The organism is Pseudoalteromonas sp. QJM3NY_12 (genome assembly GCF_056173165.1).
The window spans coordinates 2,046,163-2,068,731 of sequence record NZ_CM149661.1; the positions used below are offsets into that span (position 1 = coordinate 2,046,163).

A 22,569-nucleotide genomic window follows, 5' to 3' on the forward strand; every position below is an offset into this window, starting at 1 on the left:
CTTATATAGGCATAAAAAAGGAGCGATATTCGCTCCTTAGTTGAACTAAATAAAAAACTTAAAGTCCGTTTTCAATAATTTCTTGAGCAAGCTCATCAGCAATTAAATGCGTTGATTTTTGTTCTTTTTCACTACGGGTAAAGATTTCGCTTAATGTATCGAAAATTTTCTCTACGTGTTTATTAGACGCCTCTTTACTGTAACCTTCAGGCGCTGTTTCGTAATACACGTTAATAATACCGCCCGCATTTATTACATAATCTGGTGCGTATAAAATACCTTTTTCACGTATAATTTCACCATGGCGTGATTCTGCAAGCTGATTATTTGCACAACCTGCTATTATAGTTGCTTTTAAACGAGGGATCGTTGTGTCATTAATAGTGGCACCTAACGCACAAGGCGCATACACATCAACATCTAAGTCGTATATTTCATCAATACCAACCGCTGTTGCACCAAAATCGTTGACTACACGCTCTACCGCTGCTTGGTTAATATCGGTAACAAATAATTCTGCACCAGCTTCAGCCAAGTGCTTACATAATCCATAAGCCACCGCACCTAAACCTTGCACAGCCACTTTAATACCTGAGAAATCTTGAATGCCGCGCTGATGATGAAGCGCTGCTTTCATACCTAAAAACGTGCCGTAAGCTGTAAATGGCGATGGGTTACCACTTTTGCCTTCAAGGCCTAGCACGTAATTTGTTTCTTTGTTCATCAAAGCAACATCATCACAGGTGATGTTTACGTCTTCTGCTGAGTAGTAACTGCCATTTAAACGCTCTAATTGACGACCAAATGCACGGAATAACTGTTCAGACTTGATCTCTTTTGCATTACCAATAATAACTGACTTACCACCACCAAATGGCAAGCGTGCCACTGCATTTTTATAGGTCATTCCTTTTGATAAGCGCAATACATCGTAAACTGCATCCTCATCGTTGGCATAATCCCACATTCTACAACCACCTACAGCTGGGCCTAAGTTTGTGTTATGTACCGCAATAATGGCCTTTAAACCAGACGCTTTGTCTGAACAAAAAACCACTTGTTCATGGTTATCAAATTCAACTTGATTAAATACAACCACTTTAAATACTCCGAAAATAATGAGCCCTTTTGGGCAAGCACGCTACAAATTGACGAGACTTTATCACTTCAGATACTGGTTCGCTATACTATGAGTAGATAAACCACATAAACCGCACCCAACTGAAAAAAAAAACGATTTATTGTGATAAATAAGCATAAAAAATTCAATAATAATTACTTTATAAATTATAAAAGCTAAAAATAGCATCACAGTTAGAGCTTACGCTTACGCGAACGTCACCTCGAAGTTATATGTAAACATAGTCATACATCTCGAAAAAGAACACTACATCATAAAATACAATAGGTTATATAATAACTGTCTGCGCAGCACAAACTGGTCTGAGGTGTTTAAGTGTCTGCTAATTTTAAAAATAAAAAAACGAGCACACCGTGCTCGCTTTTATGATTGCTGTTTATACAGAAAACTTACTTCATTTTACTGTCTAGTTCTTCAATTTTTGCTTTCCAAATTGCAGGACCTTGGGTGTGGGCATTTTCACCTTCGCTGTCAACGGCAACTGTTACTGGCATATCTTCTACTTCAAACTCGTAGATAGCTTCCATACCTAAATCTTCAAAGGCAACAACACGTGCTTTTTTAATTGCTTTAGATACTAGGTAAGCCGCACCACCTACAGCCATTAAATACACTGACTGATGCTTTTTAATAGACTCAACCGTTGCAGGGCCTCGTTCAGCTTTACCAATCATTCCCACAATACCTGTTTTTTCTAACATCATGTCGGTAAATTTATCCATGCGAGTAGCCGTTGTCGGGCCTGCAGGACCTACTGCTTCATCGCCTACTGCATCCACAGGACCAACGTAGTAAATAAACTTGTTATCAAAATCAACTCCTTCAGGTAAACCTTCTCCTGAGTTGATCATATCTTGCAGACGCTTATGAGCAGCATCTCGACCCGTTAAAATAGTACCTGAGAGTAAAACGGTTTCACCCATTTTCCATTCTTTAGTGTCTTCTTTAGTCAGGGTATCTAAATTAACACGGCGTGTGCCCTCACCGACTTCGAAAGTCACTTCTGGCCAGTCTTCTAATTTAGGTGCTTTTAAATTCGCAGGGCCTGAACCATCAAGCGTAAAGTGTACGTGGCGCGTAGCAGCACAATTTGGGATCATAACCACTGGCTTTGAAGCCGCGTGAGTTGGTGCTGTTTTAATTTTAATATCAACAACCGTGGTTAACCCACCAAGGCCTTGTGCACCAATGCCTAATTTATTCGCACGTTCAAAAATTTCTAAACGCAGTTTTTCTTCTGTTGTTTCTGCGCCGCGCTCAATGAGTTCATGAATATCAACCGGATCCATTAATGACTCTTTCGCCATTACCGCTGCTTTTTCTGCCGTGCCACCAATACCTATGCCTAGCATGCCTGGTGGACACCAACCCGCACCCATTGTTGGTAGCGTTTTTTCAACCCATTCGGCCACATCGTCAGATGGGTTTAACATCACCATTTTACTTTTGTTCTCTGAGCCACCACCCTTAGCAGCCACCATCACTTCAACTTTATCGCCAGCAACTAAGTCAATGTGTACCACTGATGGCGTATTATCTTTAGTATTTTTACGTGTTCCCGCAGGGTCGGCAACAATCGATGCGCGCAATGGGTTATCTGGATTTAAGTACGCACGACGCGTCCCCTCATCAACCATTTGTTGTACTGTTAAATCGGTTTTATCCCAGTTAACATCCATACCTACTTTTACAAAACAGGTGATGATCCCAGTATCCTGACACAGCGGGCGCTTACCTTCTGCCGACATGCGCGAGTTAATTAAGATTTGCGCAATCGCATCTTTAGCGGCTTTGCTTTGCTCTTTGTTATACGCTTTTTCTAGCGCTTGAACAAAATCAAGAGGATGATAAAACGAGATGTATTGCAAGGCATCTTCAATGCTATCAATAAAGTCTTGCTGACGAATTGTACTCATAGTGGTTCCTTAAGTTGTTGTTACGCACGCTGCACGTAAGCTTTATCAAACCCGTGACGGTGGTTCGAACTGTTTTCAACCACAGCGCTCACTAAACGCTGCCAAAAAAATTTGACTTATGATACCCTCCCAGCCCGTTTGGAGCCAGTTCTTAAAGGGGTAGTAAATGCTAAACAATAAAAAAAATTGTGTTGAATTAGCCATATCACAAAATTGTATAGAGGTATTTGCGCATTTTGCTCATTTACCCTACGCTATTTTGCTAGATTCGGGTGATAGCGATCACATTAACAGTCGTTATGACATTATAGCTATTGAGCCCCAAAGCACTCTGGAAGTTAAAAATAATCAAACTGTTTTTAATAACCAAGCGAGTGCTAAAAGCTGCTTTGAAATAATGAACGATGAATTAGCAAAGCTTGATACAACAAAAGCCGCTAACAATTTACCCTTTAATGGTGGCTGGCTTGGTTATTTTGGTTATGACTTAGGGCGTACCATAGAGCAACTGCCAAGCAGTGCTTTAAACGATATTGATTTACCGCAGATGGCCGTTGGACTTTACCTTGATGCACTGATTTACGATAAACAACTGGATACTTGGTTTTATGTTTCGCAGCCAAATGTAGATCGCCTCTCGCTGTATCAGCAATATTTAACGCAACCACCTAAGCACGAAAGCTTTTCACTTACATCACAGTGGCAGTCAAATATGAGTCAGACAAGTTATAGCGAAAAATTTGCCGCGATTGAAGAATACTTAAAAAGTGGTGATTGTTATCAAATTAACTTAGCGCAACGTTTTAGTGCACGTTTTCAAGGTTCTCCTTGGACCGCTTATGTTAAATTAACGCAAGCCAATAAAGCCCCTTTTTCTAGTTTTGTTAATCATCCGCAAGGCGCTATTTTATCAATATCACCTGAGCGTTTTATTGCTGTGCATGACAACAAGGTAGAAACAAAACCTATTAAAGGCACGCTACCACGTAAAGCCGATGCTTTAGAAGATGCTAAACAAGCCACATTATTGGCAAACTCCACTAAAGACCGTGCTGAAAATGTAATGATAGTGGATCTGTTACGAAATGATTTAGGTAAAGTCGCAAAACCGGGCTCTGTAGTTGTACCCTCATTATTTGCTATTGAAAGTTTTCCAGCGGTACACCATTTGGTAAGTACGGTCACCTCAACTCTTGATGAAGGAAAAACGGCAGTCGATCAGCTTGAAGCCGCATTCCCTGGAGGCTCTATTACTGGCGCACCAAAAGTACGCGCCATGGAAATAATTGAAGAGCTGGAGCCGCACAGACGCAATATTTATTGTGGCTCTATTGGCTATATCAGCGCCTGCGGTAATATGGATACCAGTATTACCATTCGAACTTTAGTTACTCATCAACAACAAATACATTGCTGGGCTGGCGGTGGCATTGTTGCTGATTCAAAAGTCGAATTGGAATATCAAGAAACATACGATAAAGTAAATAAAATACTCCCTATATTAAATGAAGGTTGCTTTGAATAGTGAAACCATTTCGGCTCGTTTTCAATTAAACCGCAGTTTAGCCGTGGATCAGCTCAAAGATAATAAAAAAAAGCGCGCCAGTGCAGTGATGTTGCCTTTAATTGATATAGATAACGAAGCACATATTTTATTGTGTAAGCGTCCAACCTATTTACATCATCACCCAGGAGAAATTTGCTTACCAGGTGGCAAGTTTGAAATTGATGATGTTAATCTGCGCACCACCGCGCTGCGTGAATTGCACGAAGAACTTAACATTGCCCCGCATAATGTTCAGGTTTTAGGTCAGCTGCCCCAATACTCTACCCTTACTGGATTTACTATACGTCCTTTTGTGGGCTTGATTAAAAAAGAAACGGTATGGGAGAACGATCACAACGAAGTACAAGCCAGCTTTTTACTCTCTATCGAAGCGTTAAGTAATGAAGCTAATTGGCAACCAATCCCCTTTGAACGTAATGGAAGAACCCTAACTTTAAATGGCTTCATCACTCATCACGGGCTTTTGTGGGGAGCAACAGCCAGTATTATTAAAAACTTTACAAAGCAACTCGCCATACCAGTTTAAATCTTTGCTAATAAGGGTTACACACCTGGATTTCCACGTTATTATAGTCGACCGTTCAAAGAACAGCTTAATGCTGAGAAAACTAAGTAGAGACACACATTATGATCAGTGCATTTGACATGTTTAGCATTGGTATTGGCCCTTCATCGTCACATACCGTCGGCCCAATGCGTGCATCACGCTTATTTGTTAATGACCTAAACGAGCAACAACTATTAGCAAATGTGACCGATGTAAAAGTAGAGCTTTACGGCTCACTGGGGCAGACAGGTGTTGGTCATGGTTCGGGAAAAGCTGTGATCCTTGGCCTAGCCGGTTATGATCCTGAAACCATAGATGCCGATTTGGTGGACGACATTTTAGCAAAAATAGAAAGTGAGCAGGTTATTTACCTAAACCAAACTCATAAAGCTAAATTCCCTAAACAAGGCGCTATTGTTTTTCATCGCAGAAAAACACTCCCTAAACATTCCAACGCAATGGAAATTATTGCCTATAACAATGGCGAAAAAGTATACAGCAAAGTTTACTACTCTATTGGTGGTGGGTTTATTGTTACAGATGAAGAATTTGAAAAAGAAAAACAAGCGGCTTTAGATATTCGCGAAGAAAACCCTGCCCCGTTCCCGTTTGGCACGGCTAAAGAATTACTCGAAATGTGTAAAGAGTCGGGTTACAGCGTATCAACGTTAATGATGAAAAACGAAAAAACCTTACGCAGTGAAGAAGCCATAAAAGATGAATTATTTAATATTTGGCAAGTAATGAAAGCCTGTATTGAACGTGGTATGCGTACCGAAGGTATTTTACCGGGTGGTTTGAAAGTAAAACGCCGTGCACCAAGCTTATATTTAAAGCTCAATGTAGAAGTGAGTAACGATCCACTTCGTGCTATGGATTGGGTTGATTTATTCGCATTAGCAGTGAATGAAGAAAATGCAGCAGGCGGTCGTGTGGTTACTGCACCAACAAATGGTGCAGCTGGTATCCTACCAGCCGTATTAATGTACTATCATACTTTTATCAAAGAAGTTGATCGCGACATTGCTACTCGGTATTTATTAACCGCTGCCGCTATTGGTATTTTATACAAAAAAAATGCCTCTATCTCAGGTGCTGAAGTGGGTTGCCAAGGTGAAGTTGGTGTTGCCTGTTCAATGGCTGCTGGTGCGCTGACTGAAATTGTTGGTGGTAACGTGGTACACGTAGAAAATGCCGCTGAAATTGGCATGGAACATAACTTAGGATTGACCTGCGACCCAGTGGGCGGCTTAGTGCAGGTACCTTGTATTGAGCGTAATGCAATGGGCGCTATTAAAGCAATTAATGCTTCTCGTCTTGCTATTCGCGGCAGTGGCGAACAAAAAGTATCGCTTGATAAAGTAATTAAAACCATGCTCGATACTGGTAACGATATGAAAACAAAATACAAAGAAACCGCTCGCGGTGGATTAGCTGTTAACATTATCGAGTGTTAATTAGATAGCATAAAAAAGCCGCTTAGTTGCAAAACTAAGCGGCTTTTTCATTACTGTGTAGCTGTTATTTAACCGGTAATTCGATATCAGCAAATAATTTATCAACATCGTCTTGATTACGCAGCAAACTTGCTCGCTCTACTCGCTCTTTGGTTAAATGCGGTGCAAAACGTTCGATAAAGTCATACATGTAAGTACGTAAAAAGCTACCTTTTCTAAAACCAATCTTAGTGGTGCTTGCTTCAAATAAATGGCTAGCATCAATGCACACTAAGTCGTTGTCGTTTACCTGATCAATTGCCATAGATGCAACCACACCGACACCTAATCCCAGGCGCACATACGTTTTAATAACATCGGCATCGGTGGCGGTAAATACAATATGTGGCTCAAGCCCATAGGCGTTAAATGCTTTATCAAGCTCTGAGCGACCAGTAAAACCAAATACATAAGTGATCAAAGGATACTGCGCTATATCTGCCACCGTTAAATTATCGACTTTTTTCGCAAGGGGATGATCTTTAGCAACCACAATACTGCGATTCCAGTGATAACAAGGCAACATAACTAAATCTGAATACAAGTGCAGTGCTTCAGTAGCAATTGCAAAATCTGCATCACCGCGCGCAGCTGCATCCGATATTTGCTGCGGCGTACCTTGGTGCATATGCAGTGACACTGCTGGGTATTTTTGGGTAAAGCCTTGAATTACACTTGGTAACGCATAACGTGCTTGGGTGTGCGTAGTCGCAATATTAAGTTTACCTTGATCGGGCAGCGTATGTTCATTAGCAACCGCTTTAATGCCCTCAACTTTTGAGAGTATTTCTCGCGATATGTTAATGATTTCTTCGCCAGCACCTGTAACGTGAGTTAAATGTTTACCACTACGACCAAAAATTTGTACACCTAGTTCATCTTCTAACATACGTACTTGCTTAGAAATACCAGGCTGGGAGGTAAATAAACTCTCAGCGGTAGCTGAAACATTTAATTTATGATTTTGAACTTCTACGATATATCTAAGTTGTTGTAATTTCATGGCTATGTAGTTTCGTTATAATTCACATTGACAGATAAAAGCGCACCCTAATTAATAGGTAACTATATAAAGGCTGATTAAGGTTACACAATGTAACAATTAATTTATTGAAATTTCAGGTTAACACAATAAATAAAGTTGAGATAGCAATGATTATCAGCAAACAAAACATAACACATTAAGATTTAAACGCTTTATGCATGGTGTTTTTTTTAGTTAATCGGCGCAAAGTTTCCCACCTTTTATATATTTAATGTAAGATTAGATAATAAGGTTAAGAATTTGAGAATTATAACATGATCGTTTCCATTATAATTGTATTAATTGTTGCGCTTATCGTCATTGCACTGTGGGTTAGTGCTGTTCAACAACATAAAGAAAAACAAGAAGCTGAACGACGTAAAGAGCTAACAAAACAAAAAGCTATCATTGAAGAAACTGAAGAGGCGTTAATGAATAGCGCTAATATCCCACTTTCAGAAGCAACTCAGCGAATATTACAACGTCGTATTCATGATGCGCTAAGTAATATGGTGTCTATTTCAAGCGGTGGTAGCGGACTAAAAAACCGCTTAAAAGAAGCAAAAGAGCGACTACAAAATCCGATTCAAGACGGCTCGGATGGTTTTGTTTTGCCAGGTAATGACAAGCAACTGATATCACTAATACAGGGTATAAAAAAGCTCCGTACTATTATCCGTTCTGAGCACAACAAGGGGAAAGTTGACAGCCAAGCGTTTATTGCAGAAGACAAACGCCTTGAGAAGCTACAACTAAGAATCAACATTGAAAGCCAGATAAAACGTGGTCTAGCAGCTCAAACAGCCGGTATGGTAGGCTCTGCTAGGCAGTACTTTGAAAAAGCATCTGCCACACTTAACAGTGTGTCATTTAATGATGATTACATTACTGCAAAACGAGTTGAAGTTGAAGGCTATCTAGAAACAATAAGCACTGAATTAAAGGCATCAAACGCTACATCATTGAAGAAAAAGAACGAACAAGAGCAAGATGATTTAGACGTACTGTTTGCACCGAAAAAGAAATGGTAATTCATTACCGAATAAAAAGCCCATACAACTGTATGGGCTTTTTTATAACTGAAATTTAGTCACTATATAAATTTACATACCCAAACTAAATCTAGCTATTTAACAGCAGCATTAAGATAAAAATGCAAACTTAATAATAAACAGTGCAGTTAAAATCCAAACACTAATACTTACCTGATCTTTTTTACCACACAGTACTTTAACCGCTGTATAAGAAATAAAACCCAGTGCAATACCGTGTGCAATTGAAAAGGTCAATGGAGTCATTAACAATACAACACTCACTGGAATTGCGTCGGTCATATCATCCCAGTTTACGAACTTTAAGTTTTGGAGCATTAGAACAGATACATATAAGATTGCCCCTGCTGTTGCGTATGCGGGTACCATTTGTGCCAAAGGTGCAAAAAACATCATCAATAAAAAACAGCAACCTACAACCACAGCCGTTAAGCCCGTTCGGCCCCCCACTGATACTCCCGCTACAGACTCTATGTAAGAAGTTGTTGTTGAAGTTCCCAGCATTGCACCGGCAATGGTTGCAGTGCTATCAGCGCTTAATGCGCGACCTAAGCGCGGCATATTGCCGTTTTTATCTGTTAGACCCGCTTTTTGAGTAACCGCTACCAACGTACCTGAGGTATCAAATAAATCAACAAATAGAAACGCAAAAATAACACTCAACATAGACAGTTCAAAAGCTGCACTAAAATCAAGTTGCATAAAAGTTGGCATTATTGAAGGTGGCATTGCAACAACACCATGATATTCAACTAACCCCATCGACACTGCTATCGCGGTAACGAGTAAAATACTAATTAATACACCGCTTTTAAAATCGCGATAAAGTAATGCCGCAATAATAAAAAAACTAAAAATAGCTAATAGCGGACCCGGTGACGTTATATCGCCTAGCTGCACAAGTGTTGCTGGGCTTGATACAATAATACCAGCACTTTTTAGTGCAATAAGCGCTAAAAATGCACCAATACCGGTTGCTATTGCTTGTTTGAGCACCAGGGGGATTGCATTAATAATCCACTCTCGCACCTTAAATAAGCTTAATATTAAAAATATACACCCTGACATAAACACCGCGCCCAGCGCTGCTTGCCAGCTATAGCCCATACCTAACACCACGCCATAGGTAAAAAATGCATTTAATCCCATACCCGGTGCCAATGCCAATGGATAATTGGCCCACAACCCCATAATAAAACACCCTATTGCAGCGGCAATACAGGTTGCAACAAAGGCAGCACCTTGGTCCATGCCTGCTTCTGCAAGCATAGCTGGGTTAACGAATACGATATAAACCATCGTAATAAATGTAGTCATACCGGCAATACATTCACGGCGAACCGAAGAATCATTTGCACGGATTTTGAATAAGGCTTCGAGCATAATAAACTTGTGGTTGTAAAAAGTGGCGAGATTTTAGCATAAAAATAACTTTTTACAGGACATTTTACCTTGCTATATACTAAACTAGCTAAGTGATTAAAATAACAAACGAAGTAGCATGATCAAAACGACACCAAGTGGCCAAGACTTAGAGCAACAATTAGACAACATTCTTTCTTTTGTAACGCAACCAAGCGATGCAAATCCCCCTGCGAGCTCTAAAAACACCGATCAAGACACATTAAATAAAGCTCTTTATTACCTTAAAAATGAACAAGGCGCCTTAGCCGCAAAATGGATGCGTTTAGCAGCAATGGCAGGAAACTATCGTGCACAGTTTTACTTAGGACTATTTTTTATTAAAGGCCAAGGTGTGCCACAAAGTGTATTTCATGGGGCTGCGTGGCTCAGCTTAGCTAGTAGCCAAGGGTATGATCCAGCAGTAGAAGCAATGAGCGATATACGCAAACACATTAGTACCAAACGACTTAAAGACGCCCAGTGTTATGCCGCCAGCTTATATGAACAAATTCATCAGTTACAATTTTCACATTTGATCCCTATAAGTCACGAAAAATAGTTTTACTAGCTAGTAACTCATTCTATCTGTAAATTAATTAAGCGTTTTATAAGTTAAATGCAACAACGCTTAATTTTTTAAACTACTGTATACCTCATGCATTTCAAGATTTATTTGGTTATAGGTTAAAAAGCTACCGTCAAAAGCATTCATCCCCAAAAATTATAATCTATTGTTATATATGAACTATTTATTTTTGAATAGTTTCCTTATCGTGCTCAGCTGAATAACTGTACAAAAAAATAGCAAAAAACACTTGCACCAAACAACTGTATAAACTACTGTATACATGTACTGTATAAAAACCCAGTGAGTGAGACGATTATGTTACAGCCTATTACCGTAAGAACAGTTAAGAGCTACCAACAAGATGACCAATCTGATTGTGTTAACGTTGTACAAATTGAAGATGAGATTTCAGCGACGTTTGAATTATTAAAAGTATTACACCAATACAATAGCTTAAATGCATGGACACTTTTAATTGCGCCAGACCATGTACCTAGTAAAGCGTTACTTGATTCATGTTCAATTGATACCAGTAAATTATTAGTTATACGCCAAAAACATTTAGTTAATATAGAGTATGTTTTAAGTTCTGCACTTCACAATGGAAATTTTGCAGCGGTGATCACCTGGACCGACATAATAAATAATCAGCAACTATCACAGTTATCATTAAACCTGAGCCATACACGCACTAAGCTGTATTGCTTTAGCAAAAAAAGCGCTCAAGCTGAGATTTCACTAACGCAATAAGCTTGGTAAACTAGCGTTTTAATACACAGTACATTTATTATGACCTCTAACGCCCTACTATGTTTTTGTGGCAGTCAGCAACTTTATGCTGATTGCTGTGAACCTTTTCATTTAAAAACCAAACAGCCACAAACACCTGAGCAACTTATGCGTGCTCGCTACAGTGCATATGCGGTTAAAAACGCGGCTTTTGTTCGTGAAAGTTACGCAAAAGAAAAGCAAGCTGAAAACTCACTATCAGAAATTAAAGACTTTGCAACTAGTTGCCGCTTTATAAACTTAACCGTATTAGATTCTGGTTATAATGATGAAACAGGGTTTGTAAAGTTTAAAGCCCATTACTTTTATCAAGACTTGTATTGCGAGCTGGCTGAGCATTCAAAGTTTATTAAAGAAGATGAACAGTGGCGATACCTTGATGGTGAGATCACACCGGTTGCTGATATTAAAGTGAAACGCAATGATACTTGTCCTTGCGGCAGTAATAAAAAGTATAAAAAGTGTCATAGTGTATAAGTAACAACCACAAAAAATGGGCCACTTGGCCCATTTTCAAAAACTACACTAAACGCAACTTAGCGCTTTATTCGTCATCATCTTCATCGAAGTCTTGACGCTGTGCAGGTCTTGCTAAAATCTCTAAGTAGAAAGAGGTTAAACCTTGCTTTTCAATTTCACTGATGTGATTGTTAATTTCAGCAACGTGAACAACTTGGGCTTCTTCAGCCGTGTTACCAAACTTACAATCAAATGCCCAGTAGTCGGCATCAACAGGTAAAGTTTTATTACGTTCTCTTTTCAAATATTTTTTCACTTCATGCTTTGCAGCATCAACCATACGAGGGTATTTGATTTTCTCATGATTCAGCGTGAATGTTTTCTTCATTACGTTCCTAATTACCTTGGTTTAATGATAATGGCATTTAATGTCATACCATTTGCGCCATTATAGCAATTGCATTTAAATTTTGGATGCTTTTTTTATATTAAATCGGTTATTAAAATAAAGCACCTACAAAACCACTAATATAAACACAGTTTATTACAATCTAATGGCGTTTAAAAAACTGCATTTAATGTAATTTAATTAGGCACTAAACAAATGTAATGGCTGGTGGAGGGCATCATTTTGTAAATCATCATAAAATGCCACCGCATCCATTTGAGGGTTTGATAGCTCGGTGTTGGTATTTTGAATTCGTCGACGTACCGCTAATTCACAGTTATCAATTACGTTAAGTGGAATGTGGTTTTTATCATCACGAATATTAAATGGCTCAGGTTTTAAGCACTGAGTTAACTTTATCTCACTCATCCCTTCGGCGCTTCCCATTTTTGCTAAAAGTTCCGTGTTATTTTTGCCAATTAACATATTAAAACTCTCAGGCGCCAATGGCTGCTTTGGGCCCGCACCTAAGTGTTTACGCAAGGTCTCTTCATCAGCTTGATAACCACTTGCATCACTTTTAGGTAAGTGAAACTCACTAAAATCGAGCGCATCATGAGAGAGCATTGCTAATAAAAGAGCAAATTCACCCCGACGGCTTTCATGCACACTTTTATTGAGTCGTGTTTTTAATTGACTCTCTGTGATTAACAAATCACCAATCTGCATAGACTTTAGCCTATTTAACTAATTAATAAGTATTTATCGGCTAAATTTGAATTTTCTTTAGCTTTTTTCTTTACTTAAATAAGAAGTTTGCTATTATCTGCCGCGTTGCATTGGAGGGGTTCCCGAGCGGCCAAAGGGATCAGACTGTAAATCTGACGGCTCAGCCTTCGCTGGTTCGAATCCAGCTCCCTCCACCACTTTTCTTAGGCTAAGTTAAGTGGGGCCAAATGCAATAAAAATTAGTGTGGAGGGGTTCCCGAGCGGCCAAAGGGATCAGACTGTAAATCTGACGGCTCAGCCTTCGCTGGTTCGAATCCAGCTCCCTCCACCACTTCTCTTTTTTACCTCGTTTATTTTCCTTACTATTCAAAAACCCATTGTAAACTCATACCATACTTATTTAACCAAGCGCTTGCATTTTTGTGTTCTGAATAAAATAACCCTACACGATGCCAAAACTGTGCACTGTGATTTAAATACTTTAAATGCGCTAACTCATGCACAATTACATAGTCAATGACCCAGGTGGGTGCGCCTGCAAGGTGTAAATTAAAGGTAAGCTCACGCCTGCGGTTACAACTGCCCCAGCGACGCTTATACAATTGAATACGAATATTACTCGGTAGCTTTTCACCCATCAGCTGACAATAGTAGTTTACTCGCATTTCAATATAACTTTCTAATTTCTCATGCAAAAACTGCTCTAGCAAACTTTGATACATTTGCGTTCGATGCTTCACACGTGAAGAAAGACTCAGTAACAGTGTTTGGCTTTCATTATGCTGCTGCCATTGAGTGCGTGCTGCATTTTCAAATTGCACATTAACAGCTTCATTAAATAATTTAATGCTATGGGTTTTGAGTGGAAACTGTCGTGTATCGGCTTGAATTTGTTGCTTATGTAACTGAGCATCAATCCAGCCCTGTTTACTCAACAGCCATTCATTAATTTGTGTTTTCGTTACAAAATGGGGCGCATAAACTGTAAGCTCTTTGTGTGCGACTTTAATAGCCACAGTTTTTCGCCGACGGCTTCTTCTTAACGTATAATCTAACAATCTAAAGTGCCTATAAGTTATTATAAAATAAAACTTTCTCTATTAGCTTAATAAGTTAATTCGTAGGAGAAAAAACCAGTTAGTAGGTATCGTTTTAATATTGCTCGATACTAAATAGGCTAAACGATGGATCATAAATCTACCCTTGGCTATTTTAACTGTTGAAGTTTTACTAAAAAAAGCCGCTAGCTCTCGAGTTGCACTTTTATGACATTATAATCATGAGAAGTGATTTCATGGCTATTACCACTAATATCTTTAAAATACATAGAAAAAGTCACGCCATGATCAGCTAATATGGTTTTCACTTGGTGCTGCTCAAGATGCTTGAGCCACATAACAAATTGCTCTCCTGTCGCAGCAAAAGCGATTCCTTTACTACGCCCATCGCCTTCAAATAAAGCCAGTCGTGTAGTGGCGTTTTCATCTTCGAGTGTTAAAGGACCTTTTCCCTCTGCATTCCAAAAGGCTAACTCCTCTACTACGGTAAAACCAAGCACCTTTTCATACCACTCAATAGCTTGGTTGAGGCTTTGAACATTTAAATGACAATGATCAATTCCCGAAAGTTTAGGTGTCATCGCGTTGTTCACCAATTTCAGACTTAAGCTGAGCTAAAAAGTCGTGCATGTATGCAGTGCGTCTTTGTGCTTCGGCTTTTGCAGAAGGAGTATTCATACTCTGGGCAATATGCAGTAATTTAATAAAAAAATGATCTAGGGTATACTTTTTATCGTCTGCTTCTCGGTTTAAACAAAATGGATCATCGGGGTTGTATAATAATCGACTAATAGAGCCGCCTACTTTCATACAACGGCTTACGCCAATAGCACCCAAGGCATCCATTCTGTCAGCATCTTGTACAATCTGTGCTTCAACCGTTTTAATAGCAATATTGGCGCTAAAACTATGTGCGGCAATGGCATGGTGAATATCATCAAATAGCGCGTCATCATAGCCAATAGACGCTAAAAAGTTAATCGCTTTATCCGCGGCCATTGTTGATGCCCTTGCTCTATCTGGGTGATTTTTAGCCACTGCGACACAATCATGCAACCAAGCTGCAGGCAATACAATCGCCATATCAGCCTGCTCTGCTATACATAGCTGCACAGCAACACGCACTACCCGTTCAATATGGGTAATATCATGGGCAACATCCGCATGTACTAAGGATGTAATAAAGTCTCTGCATTGCTGATTAAGTTGCTGTAATGAGGGGCTAAGAGCTGAATTGTCCACCGAATTTCCAAAAATCTATTTAAACGAGTTAATAATGGCTACTTTACCGCGATTTATAAGCCCCTTGCAAAACATTCATTGTATGTTGCGCGAGCCTTGACTAAAATACAGCGCTTATTTATTACTACAGAGAAGCCTTATGTCATCTGCCGTTTACCTACAAGCTGGTCGCGATAAATCATTAAAAAGAAAACACCCTTGGTTATTTTCTAAAGCCATCAAAAAAATTAAAGGTAAACCTGGATTAGGTGACACGGTAACCATACACGACAGTGAGGGTAAATTTTTAGCCACCGCAGCTTACAGTCCTCATTCGCAAATACGTGCTCGTGTTTGGAGCTTTGACGAAAAAGAAGTGATTGATCAACATTTCTTTGAGCGTCGTCTTCGCCGTGCTTTAGAAGCTCGCAGCCATGCAATTGAAGAAGGTGGACTTACCGGCTTTAGGTTATGTGCAGCAGAATCAGACTACTTACCCGGTATTACCATAGATAAGTTTGATAATGTAATTGTGTGTCAATTACTAAGCGCAGGCGCAGAACGTCATAAAGGTGAGATTGTTGGTGCTTTAATGGCTATTTTCCCAGGCTCTACTATTTATGAGCGCTCAGATGTAGATGTTCGAACCAAAGAAGGGCTAGAGCCTATTAAGGGCGTACTTTGGGGGAGTGAACCCACTGCACCTGTCATAATTGAAGAAAATGGTTTAAAAATTGAAGTTGATATTCTAGAAGGCCATAAAACTGGTTTTTATTTAGATCAACGAGATAGCCGTGCTGCACTGGAGCGTTTTTCAAAAGACAAAACCGTATTAAATTGCTTTAGTTATACGGGAACGTTTTCTCTTTATGCCCTGCGCGGTGGCTGTAAACATGTAACCAATGTTGATGTTTCACAACCAGCACTTGATACAGCAAAGCGCAATGTTGAGCATAATAACCTTGATTTAAATAAAGTCGACTTTGTAAAACAAGATGTCTTTAAATTATTACGCCAATACCGTGAAGACGGGGTGATGTTTGATACGATCGTTATGGACCCGCCTAAATTTGCCGATAACAAGGCGCAGTTAACTGGGGCGTGTCGCGGTTACAAGGACATCAATATGATTGCGATGCAAATATTAAAGCCCGGCGGCACTTTGCTAACATTCTCATGCTCTGGTTTAATGGAACAAAACTTGTTTCAAAAAGTAGTCGCAGATGCAGCCCTTGATGCAGGTAAGGATTTACTGATCATGGAGCGCTTAAATCAAGCAGCTGACCACCCTATTGCAGGCAGCTATCCTGAAGGTTTTTACCTTAAAGGGCTTATTTGTAAGGTTTACTAAAAACTAATTAAGTAGTTAGTTAAACTCTACAATTTCAAGCCCTGCGGTTATCGTGCCATCCTCTTCTGTGCTGGCACGTATTACCTTAACGGTGGCTTTTAACGGTGCAATGCTCGGATGTGTTGATGCAATATCAACCGATAAAATTGAGTTAAGCTCTAACAAATCATCGAGTTGTAATGAAAGACCCGTTGCACTTAAATCAAGGCATGTGCCAGTGTAACTGAGCCCAGCAACAGGCTCTATTGAGGTTAACTTCGCTGGCGTGTTAACCTGCATACGTCTATAGTTTCGCTTATCTTCAGTAAACATAATTCCCTCTACACAATATTATTAATTTTTTCTCGTAGTACAGCGATAGAAAAAGGTTTTACAACGTAAGCATCACACCCTGCGTCAAAGCCAGCTTGTTGTTCAAGCTCCGACTCAAGTCCAGATATCATAACCACCGGAATGTTTTTTGTCTCTGGCGTGTGTTTAAGTATGCGACACGTATCATAACCATCGAGTCCTGGCATACACACATCAAGCAAAATAATATCGGGCGGATTTGCAATCGCAGATGCTAAACAACTTTTACCTGAGTCAGCATAGCTCAAATCAAATGTTGATGCTAACCCTGCTTTGAGTATTTCAAAATTGAAATACTCATCATCAACCACTAACAACTGTCGCGCTTTGTGTTTTATTAATGAGGACATAGGTATGTCATTTCCTTCTCAAGTTAGTCCCTCTGTTAACTTACTTAGCTTAATAGAGAATAAAGAGATTATTCAATTTCTTTTATCGCATTTAACACACGTTTTGCTGAAATTGGATAAGGCGTACCTAAGGTTTGTGCGAATAAGGATACGCGTAATTCTTGCTGCATCCAAAAAATAGCCTCAACATCATTAGGCAATGGCATTCCTTTAGGTGTTTTATTCGTTAGTTTTTTATATTCTTGCGCTACTTTTTCAAGCTCTAACACACATAATCTATCACGATTTGGGTCAACAGGTAGTTTTTCTAGGCGTTTTTGAATCGCTTTTAAATAACGAATTAAATCGCCGAGTTTGTCTGCCCCATGTTGACTGACAAAGCCTTTAAAAATAAGTGATTCTAGCTGAGACTTAATATCCCCATGAGCGGTGATCATGGTTAAATCTACACGCCCTTTCATTTTTTTATGCAGTGCATGCGCAATACTCAGCACTTGCTCAACCTGTGTAGCAATGGCCACAACGGTATCGCCTAACTCGCCGCGAATATGCTCTTTAACCGTTTCAAATGCCTCACTTGTACGAATGTCACCATATTTAACTAATAAGCTGTCAACGCCTGATGCAATGCAGTCATCAATTAAATCGGCAATTTTACCAAAAGGATTAAAGTACAATCCTAATTTAGCTTTGTTTGGTAGGTTTTGCTGCAGGTATTTAATTGGTGATGGCACGTTTAAAAGTACTAAACGACGTAAACCTTGCTGGTGCGCTAATTGCGCTTTTATTTCGTTATCGAATAGCTCTACTGCGGCCGTTGATTTTTTATCCACTAGTGCTGGGTAGGCTTTAATTTCGTATTGACCTTGCTTTTTCACATATGATGTTGGTAACTCACCAAAATCCCACTGGATTAAATCGGTTTTTTCTATGCCTTTGTCGGCCACTTTAGATAAGGTGTCTGTCACTTTGCCTTGAAGCTGCGCTTTAAGCTTAGCTAAATCGAGCCCACGGGCAAGAAGTTGGTCGTTTTCATCACGTACTTCAAACTGCAATCTTAAATGAGGAGCAAGGGCTGTTAAATCCCACGCCTCAGGGTCGACTCGCACGCCAGTCATGCGCAATAACCGATTACTTAGTGAGTCGATTAACGAGCCTTTTAGAGGCTCTATGGCCGCTAAAACCGCGTCGGCATAATTAGGCGCAGGGACAAAGTTACGGCGAAGTGACTTTGGCAATGACTTGATTAACCCACAAATTAGCTCATGACGAAATGCCGGTATATGCCAATCAAAACCACTTTCTTGAACTTGGTTTAATAGCGCAACCGGTATTTGTACAGCAACACCATCAACTGCTTGGCCTGGATCAAAATGATAAGTAAGCGGCAGCATTAAGTTATCTTGTTGCCATGTATCTGGATAATCAAATTCAGTAATGCTACTTGCACCATGCTGCATGAGCTCTTCTCGCGTCATGTGCAGGTAGTGTTTGTCTTGCTGTTTTTGTGTTTTATACCACTTAATAAACGCAGCACGATTATTAATATCGTTCGGTATTTTTTTCTCGTAAAACTCAAATAAGGTTTGTTCATCAACTAAAATATCGCGCCTACGAGATTTGTTCTCGAGCACTTGAATATCTTCAATTAATTCGCGGTTATATTGTAAAAATCCTTCATTGAGCCCCAGCTCTTGTTCAACCAGCGCTGTGCGAATAAATAACTCACGGCTTACTTTTGGGTCAATATTGCTGTAAACACAGCGGCGCTTATTAACAATTAATAAGCCATACAAAGTTTGTTGCTCAAAGGCAATCACCGCACCGGGCTTTTTCTCCCAATGAGGCTCTGTGTAGCTGCGTTTTACTAAATGCTGAGCGAATGGTTCTACCCAGTCCACATCAATTTTGGCATTAATACGAGCATAGAGTTTACTGGTTTCCACCAACTCAGCCGACATCATCCATTTTGGACTCTTTTTAAATAATCCTGAGCCTGGGAAAATATGAAATTGGCTATTACGCGCACCTTTATATAGCTGCTTTTCGTCTTTAAAACCGATGTGACTGAGCATGCCACTTAAAAGTGCTTTGTGAATAAGCTCGCTGTCTGCAACATTAGTGGTGGCTTTCATTTTCATTTCATTGCACACAGTGCTGATTTGATAAACGATATCTTGCCATTCACGAATACGCATATAGGCTAAAAAGTCTTTTTGACATAACTTTCTAAACTGGCTGTTAGTCAGCTCACTTTGCTGCTCTTCTAAATAATTCCACAGGTTTAAAAAGGCGATAAAGTCAGAATCAGGATCGTCAAAGCGACCATGTTTTTCATTTGCGGCTTGGCGTTTTTCTTGTGGTCGCTCGCGGGGATCTTGAATTGAGAGCGCGGCAACAATAACTATCACCTCACGCAATGCACCCAGTTTATGCGCAGTTAACACCATTTTTGCTAAACGCGGGTCAACCGGCAAACGACTTAGCTCCCGCCCAGATTGTGTTAGGCTGGTTTTTTGATGACGCTTAGCCGCTTTTACTGCTTGTAGCTCTTCAAGCAATGTTAAACCATCATTAATATTTCGGCTATCTGGAGCTTGCACAAAAGGAAATTGCGCCATATCACCCAGCCCAAGGGCTAACATTTGCAAAATAACTGATGCTAAATTAGTACGTAATATTTCAGGGTCAGTAAATTCAGGACGCGATAAAAAGTCATCTTCTGAATATAAACGAATACAAATACCCGCTTCAACACGTCCACAACGCCCCATTCGCTGATTAGCACTGGCTTGCGAAATAGGCTCTATAGGTAAACGTTGCACTTTTGTGCGATAACTATAACGACTAATTCGCGCTGTACCCGGGTCAATAACATAACGAATACCAGGTACTGTTAGCGATGTTTCAGCGACGTTGGTAGAGAGTATAATATGGCGGCGCGAATGCGGTGCAAAAATACGGTTTTGCTCAGCGTTCGATAGCCTTGAATACAAAGGTAATACATCTGTGTGTTTTAAATTACGCTTGCTTAGTGCATCGGCGGTATCACGTATTTCTCGCTCACCATTTAAAAAGATCAGAATATCGCCAGGACCTTCGGCGCAAAGTTCATCTACCGCATCAAAAATACCCTGTAGTTGGTCGCCTTCGGCTTCCATATCTTCTTTTTGAATATCACTAATTGGGTTATAGCGTACATCAACTGGAAATGTTCTTCCTGATACTTCAATAATAGGTGCATCATCAAAATGCTTAGAAAAGCGCTCAGGGTCGATAGTTGCTGAGGTAATAATAACTTTTAAATCGGGGCGTTTTGGGAGTAAATTTTTAAGATAACCTAAAATAAAATCAATGTTTAAGCTACGCTCATGCGCTTCATCAATAATAATGGTGTCGTATTGATTTAAAAATCGGTCTTGTTGTATTTCAGCTAATAAAATACCGTCGGTCATCAGTTTGATGTAACTGTTATTAGATACCTGATCGCTAAAACGAATTTTAAAACCGACCTGCTGGCCAAGCTCGCATTGCATTTCTTCTGCGATACGGTTGGCAACACTGCGTGCTGCTAAACGCCTTGGTTGTGTATGGCCAATGTAGCCCTCAACGCCTCGGCCTAGCTCTAAACACATTTTAGGTATTTGTGTGGTTTTGCCTGAGCCAGTTTCACCAGCAATGATCACCACTTGATTATTAGCAATGGCCTCTTTAATGGTGTCTTTTTTTTGACTAACCGGTAACTGCTCAGGGTAAGTAACTTTAGGTAGCCCAGCTAAGCGCTGCTCTCGCAGCGTTTGACTACGACTGATATCAGTCGCAATTTTTTCAAGCGCACTGGTAAGCTTTGCCTCGTCGGTGATTTTTTTAACGCCGTGAAGACGTTTTTTAAAACTGAATTGATCTTTTTTTAAGCACGTTTTTAGCTCGCCAAACAACTGACCTAGGTTTACCACCTGCATACCTTATAAAAATTAGTCAAAGAGCCCCGATTGTAGCAAATTAAATGGCTGGGGTTAATCCTGTAAAGAATATAACAATCAGCGGATTATTATATAAACCACCAGCCACTAACTAATAGTGTTTATTCGTCACTAAAAATACCTACGTAGGTTGCTTGCGTACTCGATTTACTCGCACGATACATGCCTGAAGTATTAAACGGCAGACTAATACTGCCTTTTGTATCAATAATAATAACACCGCCTGTGCCCCCTATCGGTTTAAGCACCTCGTTTATTACTTCATTACCTGCTTGGTCTATGGTTTTACCTTGGTACTTTACTCGCGCACAAATATCACTTGCCACATTATAACGAATAAAATATTCGCCGTGCCCAGTTGCCGAAACCGCACATGAGGCATTTTCAGCAAAAGTGCCTGCGCCAATAACCGGTGCATCGCCAATACGACCAAAACGTTTTGCGGTCATTCCGCCGGTTGACGTGCCCGCCGCTAAATTACCTTGTTTATCCAGTGCCACCGCTCCGACTGTGCCCACTTTATAATTTACTGGTAACGCTTTATGCGCTGCCTGATAATCTTTACCGGTATTTTTGCTCGCCTCGAGTTTCTTTTTGGCTTTTAATAAAGCCTCATAACGATGCTCAGTATCAAATATATTGTTCTCTACTAGGCTCACGCCTTGCTCTTTGGCAAACTCTTCTGCACCTTGACCACTTAACATCACATGCACTGATTTTTCCATTACTAACCGGGCAAGTTTAATTGGACTTTCGATATGTTTAATACCTGACACAGCGCCTGCTTGACGATTGCGACCATCCATTATAGAGGCATCTAATTCGTGACTACCATCATAGGTATATACCGCACCACGCCCGGCATTAAAATAAGGCGATTGTTCAAGTACTTCAATGGCAGTAGTCACTGCATCAAGGCTTTCTCCGCCTTGTTCAAGTACCTTATATCCGGCCTCAACAGCTTCTGCTAACTTATTGCGATAAGCTTGCTCTTGATCTGCCGTAAATTTACTTTTTTCAATCGTGCCTGCACCGCCATGAATCGCAATGGCAAACGGCGTATTTGTGTTTTCACTCAATGCCTGCGTGCTCAACCCCATTAAACTTGTTGCAATGAGCCCTAATAATAGTGATTTTTTCATTGTGTGTTCTTTTATAAATACAGGATTAAAACC

The 22,569-nt window shown here is 40.0% G+C and carries 21 protein-coding genes and 2 tRNA genes; 10 read left to right on the top strand and 13 right to left on the bottom strand.

Annotation, left to right across the window (positions count from 1 at the left end):
• Window positions 1–58: 58 nt before the first annotated feature.
• Window positions 59–1,099, bottom strand: a complete 1,041-nt coding sequence (locus AC0VZ5_RS09405; RefSeq protein WP_010388535.1) for a Leu/Phe/Val dehydrogenase — start codon at window positions 1,097–1,099, stop codon at window positions 59–61.
• A gap of 431 nt (window positions 1,100–1,530) precedes the next feature.
• Window positions 1,531–3,057 carry a fumarate hydratase gene (locus AC0VZ5_RS09410; RefSeq protein WP_010388533.1) on the bottom strand — a complete coding sequence of 509 codons (1,527 nt, stop codon included), beginning with the start codon at window positions 3,055–3,057 and terminating at the stop codon, window positions 1,531–1,533.
• Window positions 3,058–3,223: 166 nt separating this feature from the next.
• Between AC0VZ5_RS09410 and pabB the strand changes: the two genes are divergently transcribed.
• The 3 genes from pabB (at window position 3,224) to AC0VZ5_RS09425 (ending at window position 6,628) form a co-directional block, all read left to right on the top strand.
• A complete protein-coding gene (pabB, locus tag AC0VZ5_RS09415; RefSeq protein ID WP_475472557.1) occupies window positions 3,224–4,582 on the top strand; it encodes an aminodeoxychorismate synthase component I in 1,359 nt (452 codons plus the stop codon).
• Window positions 4,575–5,150 (top strand): NUDIX hydrolase, encoded by a 576-nt coding sequence (locus AC0VZ5_RS09420; RefSeq protein WP_475472559.1) that lies wholly within the window; start codon window positions 4,575–4,577, stop codon window positions 5,148–5,150. Before pabB ends, AC0VZ5_RS09420 begins: the two co-directional genes overlap by 8 nt.
• Window positions 5,151–5,251: 101 nt before the next feature.
• Window positions 5,252–6,628 (top strand): L-serine ammonia-lyase, encoded by a 1,377-nt coding sequence (locus tag AC0VZ5_RS09425; RefSeq protein ID WP_290170705.1) that lies wholly within the window; start codon window positions 5,252–5,254, stop codon window positions 6,626–6,628.
• Between the two features lie 64 nt (window positions 6,629–6,692).
• On the opposite strand, the gene cysB is transcribed toward AC0VZ5_RS09425, so the two are convergent.
• The gene (gene cysB, locus AC0VZ5_RS09430; RefSeq protein ID WP_010388526.1) at window positions 6,693–7,670 is read right to left on the bottom strand and encodes an HTH-type transcriptional regulator CysB; all 978 of its coding nucleotides are present in this window, start codon (window positions 7,668–7,670) and stop codon (window positions 6,693–6,695) included.
• A 296-nt stretch (window positions 7,671–7,966) separates the two neighbouring features.
• Between cysB and AC0VZ5_RS09435 the strand changes: the two genes are divergently transcribed.
• On the top strand, window positions 7,967–8,722 hold the full coding sequence (locus AC0VZ5_RS09435; RefSeq protein WP_138609442.1) for a hypothetical protein: 756 nt from the start codon (window positions 7,967–7,969) through the stop codon (window positions 8,720–8,722).
• 111 nt (window positions 8,723–8,833) lie between these two features.
• On the opposite strand, the gene AC0VZ5_RS09440 is transcribed toward AC0VZ5_RS09435, so the two are convergent.
• Window positions 8,834–10,126, bottom strand: coding sequence for an NCS2 family permease (locus AC0VZ5_RS09440; protein ID WP_464708320.1), 1,293 nt, complete (start codon window positions 10,124–10,126; stop codon window positions 8,834–8,836).
• Window positions 10,127–10,244: 118 nt separating this feature from the next.
• On the opposite strand from AC0VZ5_RS09440, the gene AC0VZ5_RS09445 reads away from it, so the two are divergent.
• From AC0VZ5_RS09445 to AC0VZ5_RS09455, 3 genes are all read left to right on the top strand, one after another.
• Window positions 10,245–10,706 (top strand): tetratricopeptide repeat protein, encoded by a 462-nt coding sequence (locus tag AC0VZ5_RS09445; RefSeq protein WP_138609444.1) that lies wholly within the window; start codon window positions 10,245–10,247, stop codon window positions 10,704–10,706.
• A 324-nt stretch (window positions 10,707–11,030) separates the two neighbouring features.
• Entirely contained in the window at window positions 11,031–11,465 is a 435-nt protein-coding gene (locus tag AC0VZ5_RS09450; protein WP_010388516.1) for a SulA-like leucine-rich domain-containing protein, read from the top strand.
• Between the two features lie 39 nt (window positions 11,466–11,504).
• Complete coding sequence (locus AC0VZ5_RS09455; protein WP_010388514.1) at window positions 11,505–11,981, top strand: YchJ family protein; 477 nt, start codon at window positions 11,505–11,507, stop codon at window positions 11,979–11,981.
• A gap of 67 nt (window positions 11,982–12,048) precedes the next feature.
• Here the strand turns inward: AC0VZ5_RS09455 and AC0VZ5_RS09460 are convergent, their stop codons facing one another.
• Together AC0VZ5_RS09460 and AC0VZ5_RS09465 are read right to left on the bottom strand one after the other, a co-directional pair.
• Complete coding sequence (locus AC0VZ5_RS09460) at window positions 12,049–12,351, bottom strand: DUF6172 family protein (protein WP_010388513.1); 303 nt, start codon at window positions 12,349–12,351, stop codon at window positions 12,049–12,051.
• A 201-nt stretch (window positions 12,352–12,552) separates the two neighbouring features.
• Window positions 12,553–13,080 (bottom strand): VC2046/SO_2500 family protein, encoded by a 528-nt coding sequence (locus tag AC0VZ5_RS09465; RefSeq protein WP_178956246.1) that lies wholly within the window; start codon window positions 13,078–13,080, stop codon window positions 12,553–12,555.
• Between the two features lie 112 nt (window positions 13,081–13,192).
• Here AC0VZ5_RS09465 and AC0VZ5_RS09470 point away from each other — a divergent pair.
• Window positions 13,193–13,277 (top strand) — tRNA-Tyr (locus AC0VZ5_RS09470).
• Between the two features lie 49 nt (window positions 13,278–13,326).
• Window positions 13,327–13,411 (top strand) — tRNA-Tyr (locus tag AC0VZ5_RS09475).
• A gap of 31 nt (window positions 13,412–13,442) precedes the next feature.
• Here the strand turns inward: AC0VZ5_RS09475 and AC0VZ5_RS09480 are convergent.
• From AC0VZ5_RS09480 to AC0VZ5_RS09490, 3 genes are all read right to left on the bottom strand, one after another.
• Window positions 13,443–14,138, bottom strand: coding sequence for a M48 family metallopeptidase (locus tag AC0VZ5_RS09480; protein ID WP_290170709.1), 696 nt, complete (start codon window positions 14,136–14,138; stop codon window positions 13,443–13,445).
• Window positions 14,139–14,323: 185 nt separating this feature from the next.
• The gene (locus tag AC0VZ5_RS09485) at window positions 14,324–14,719 is read right to left on the bottom strand and encodes a VOC family protein (protein WP_138608967.1); all 396 of its coding nucleotides are present in this window, start codon (window positions 14,717–14,719) and stop codon (window positions 14,324–14,326) included.
• Window positions 14,709–15,380 (bottom strand): HD domain-containing protein, encoded by a 672-nt coding sequence (locus tag AC0VZ5_RS09490; protein ID WP_010388506.1) that lies wholly within the window; start codon window positions 15,378–15,380, stop codon window positions 14,709–14,711. The genes AC0VZ5_RS09485 and AC0VZ5_RS09490 overlap by 11 nt, the downstream gene beginning before the upstream one ends.
• Before the next feature lie 139 nt (window positions 15,381–15,519).
• On the opposite strand from AC0VZ5_RS09490, the gene AC0VZ5_RS09495 reads away from it, so the two are divergent.
• Window positions 15,520–16,710 (top strand): class I SAM-dependent methyltransferase, encoded by a 1,191-nt coding sequence (locus tag AC0VZ5_RS09495; RefSeq protein WP_024601131.1) that lies wholly within the window; start codon window positions 15,520–15,522, stop codon window positions 16,708–16,710.
• Window positions 16,711–16,725: 15 nt separating this feature from the next.
• Here AC0VZ5_RS09495 and AC0VZ5_RS09500 read toward each other — a convergent pair whose 3' ends face one another.
• From AC0VZ5_RS09500 to AC0VZ5_RS09515, 4 genes are all read right to left on the bottom strand, one after another.
• Entirely contained in the window at window positions 16,726–17,022 is a 297-nt protein-coding gene (locus AC0VZ5_RS09500) for a PilZ domain-containing protein (protein ID WP_010388503.1), read from the bottom strand.
• Window positions 17,023–17,030: 8 nt separating this feature from the next.
• Entirely contained in the window at window positions 17,031–17,411 is a 381-nt protein-coding gene (locus tag AC0VZ5_RS09505) for a response regulator (protein ID WP_335674634.1), read from the bottom strand.
• 68 nt (window positions 17,412–17,479) lie between these two features.
• Window positions 17,480–21,367: an ATP-dependent RNA helicase HrpA gene (gene hrpA / locus AC0VZ5_RS09510; RefSeq protein ID WP_475472566.1), complete on the bottom strand. Its 3,888-nt coding sequence runs from the start codon at window positions 21,365–21,367 to the stop codon at window positions 17,480–17,482.
• Between the two features lie 128 nt (window positions 21,368–21,495).
• Window positions 21,496–22,536, bottom strand: a complete 1,041-nt coding sequence (locus AC0VZ5_RS09515; protein ID WP_475472568.1) for an isoaspartyl peptidase/L-asparaginase family protein — start codon at window positions 22,534–22,536, stop codon at window positions 21,496–21,498.
• Window positions 22,537–22,569 lie beyond the last annotated feature (33 nt).

What these genes read in the sequence shown, in the direction of transcription:
- AC0VZ5_RS09410 (WP_010388533.1), bottom strand. Translation starts at nt 3,057, where the DNA reads ATGAGTACAATTCGTCAGCAAGACTTTATTGATAGCATTGAAGATGCC.
- pabB (WP_475472557.1), top strand. Translation starts at nt 3,224, where the DNA reads ATGCTAAACAATAAAAAAAATTGTGTTGAATTAGCCATATCACAAAAT.
- AC0VZ5_RS09425 (WP_290170705.1), top strand. Translation starts at nt 5,252, where the DNA reads ATGATCAGTGCATTTGACATGTTTAGCATTGGTATTGGCCCTTCATCG.
- cysB (WP_010388526.1), bottom strand. Translation starts at nt 7,670, where the DNA reads ATGAAATTACAACAACTTAGATATATCGTAGAAGTTCAAAATCATAAA.
- AC0VZ5_RS09435 (WP_138609442.1), top strand. Translation starts at nt 7,967, where the DNA reads ATGATCGTTTCCATTATAATTGTATTAATTGTTGCGCTTATCGTCATT.
- AC0VZ5_RS09440 (WP_464708320.1), bottom strand. Translation starts at nt 10,126, where the DNA reads ATGCTCGAAGCCTTATTCAAAATCCGTGCAAATGATTCTTCGGTTCGC.
- AC0VZ5_RS09445 (WP_138609444.1), top strand. Translation starts at nt 10,245, where the DNA reads ATGATCAAAACGACACCAAGTGGCCAAGACTTAGAGCAACAATTAGAC.
- AC0VZ5_RS09450 (WP_010388516.1), top strand. Translation starts at nt 11,031, where the DNA reads ATGTTACAGCCTATTACCGTAAGAACAGTTAAGAGCTACCAACAAGAT.
- AC0VZ5_RS09455 (WP_010388514.1), top strand. Translation starts at nt 11,505, where the DNA reads ATGACCTCTAACGCCCTACTATGTTTTTGTGGCAGTCAGCAACTTTAT.
- AC0VZ5_RS09460 (WP_010388513.1), bottom strand. Translation starts at nt 12,351, where the DNA reads ATGAAGAAAACATTCACGCTGAATCATGAGAAAATCAAATACCCTCGT.
- AC0VZ5_RS09465 (WP_178956246.1), bottom strand. Translation starts at nt 13,080, where the DNA reads ATGCAGATTGGTGATTTGTTAATCACAGAGAGTCAATTAAAAACACGA.
- AC0VZ5_RS09485 (WP_138608967.1), bottom strand. Translation starts at nt 14,719, where the DNA reads ATGACACCTAAACTTTCGGGAATTGATCATTGTCATTTAAATGTTCAA.
- AC0VZ5_RS09495 (WP_024601131.1), top strand. Translation starts at nt 15,520, where the DNA reads ATGTCATCTGCCGTTTACCTACAAGCTGGTCGCGATAAATCATTAAAA.
- AC0VZ5_RS09500 (WP_010388503.1), bottom strand. Translation starts at nt 17,022, where the DNA reads ATGTTTACTGAAGATAAGCGAAACTATAGACGTATGCAGGTTAACACG.
- AC0VZ5_RS09505 (WP_335674634.1), bottom strand. Translation starts at nt 17,411, where the DNA reads ATGTCCTCATTAATAAAACACAAAGCGCGACAGTTGTTAGTGGTTGAT.
- AC0VZ5_RS09515 (WP_475472568.1), bottom strand. Translation starts at nt 22,536, where the DNA reads ATGAAAAAATCACTATTATTAGGGCTCATTGCAACAAGTTTAATGGGG.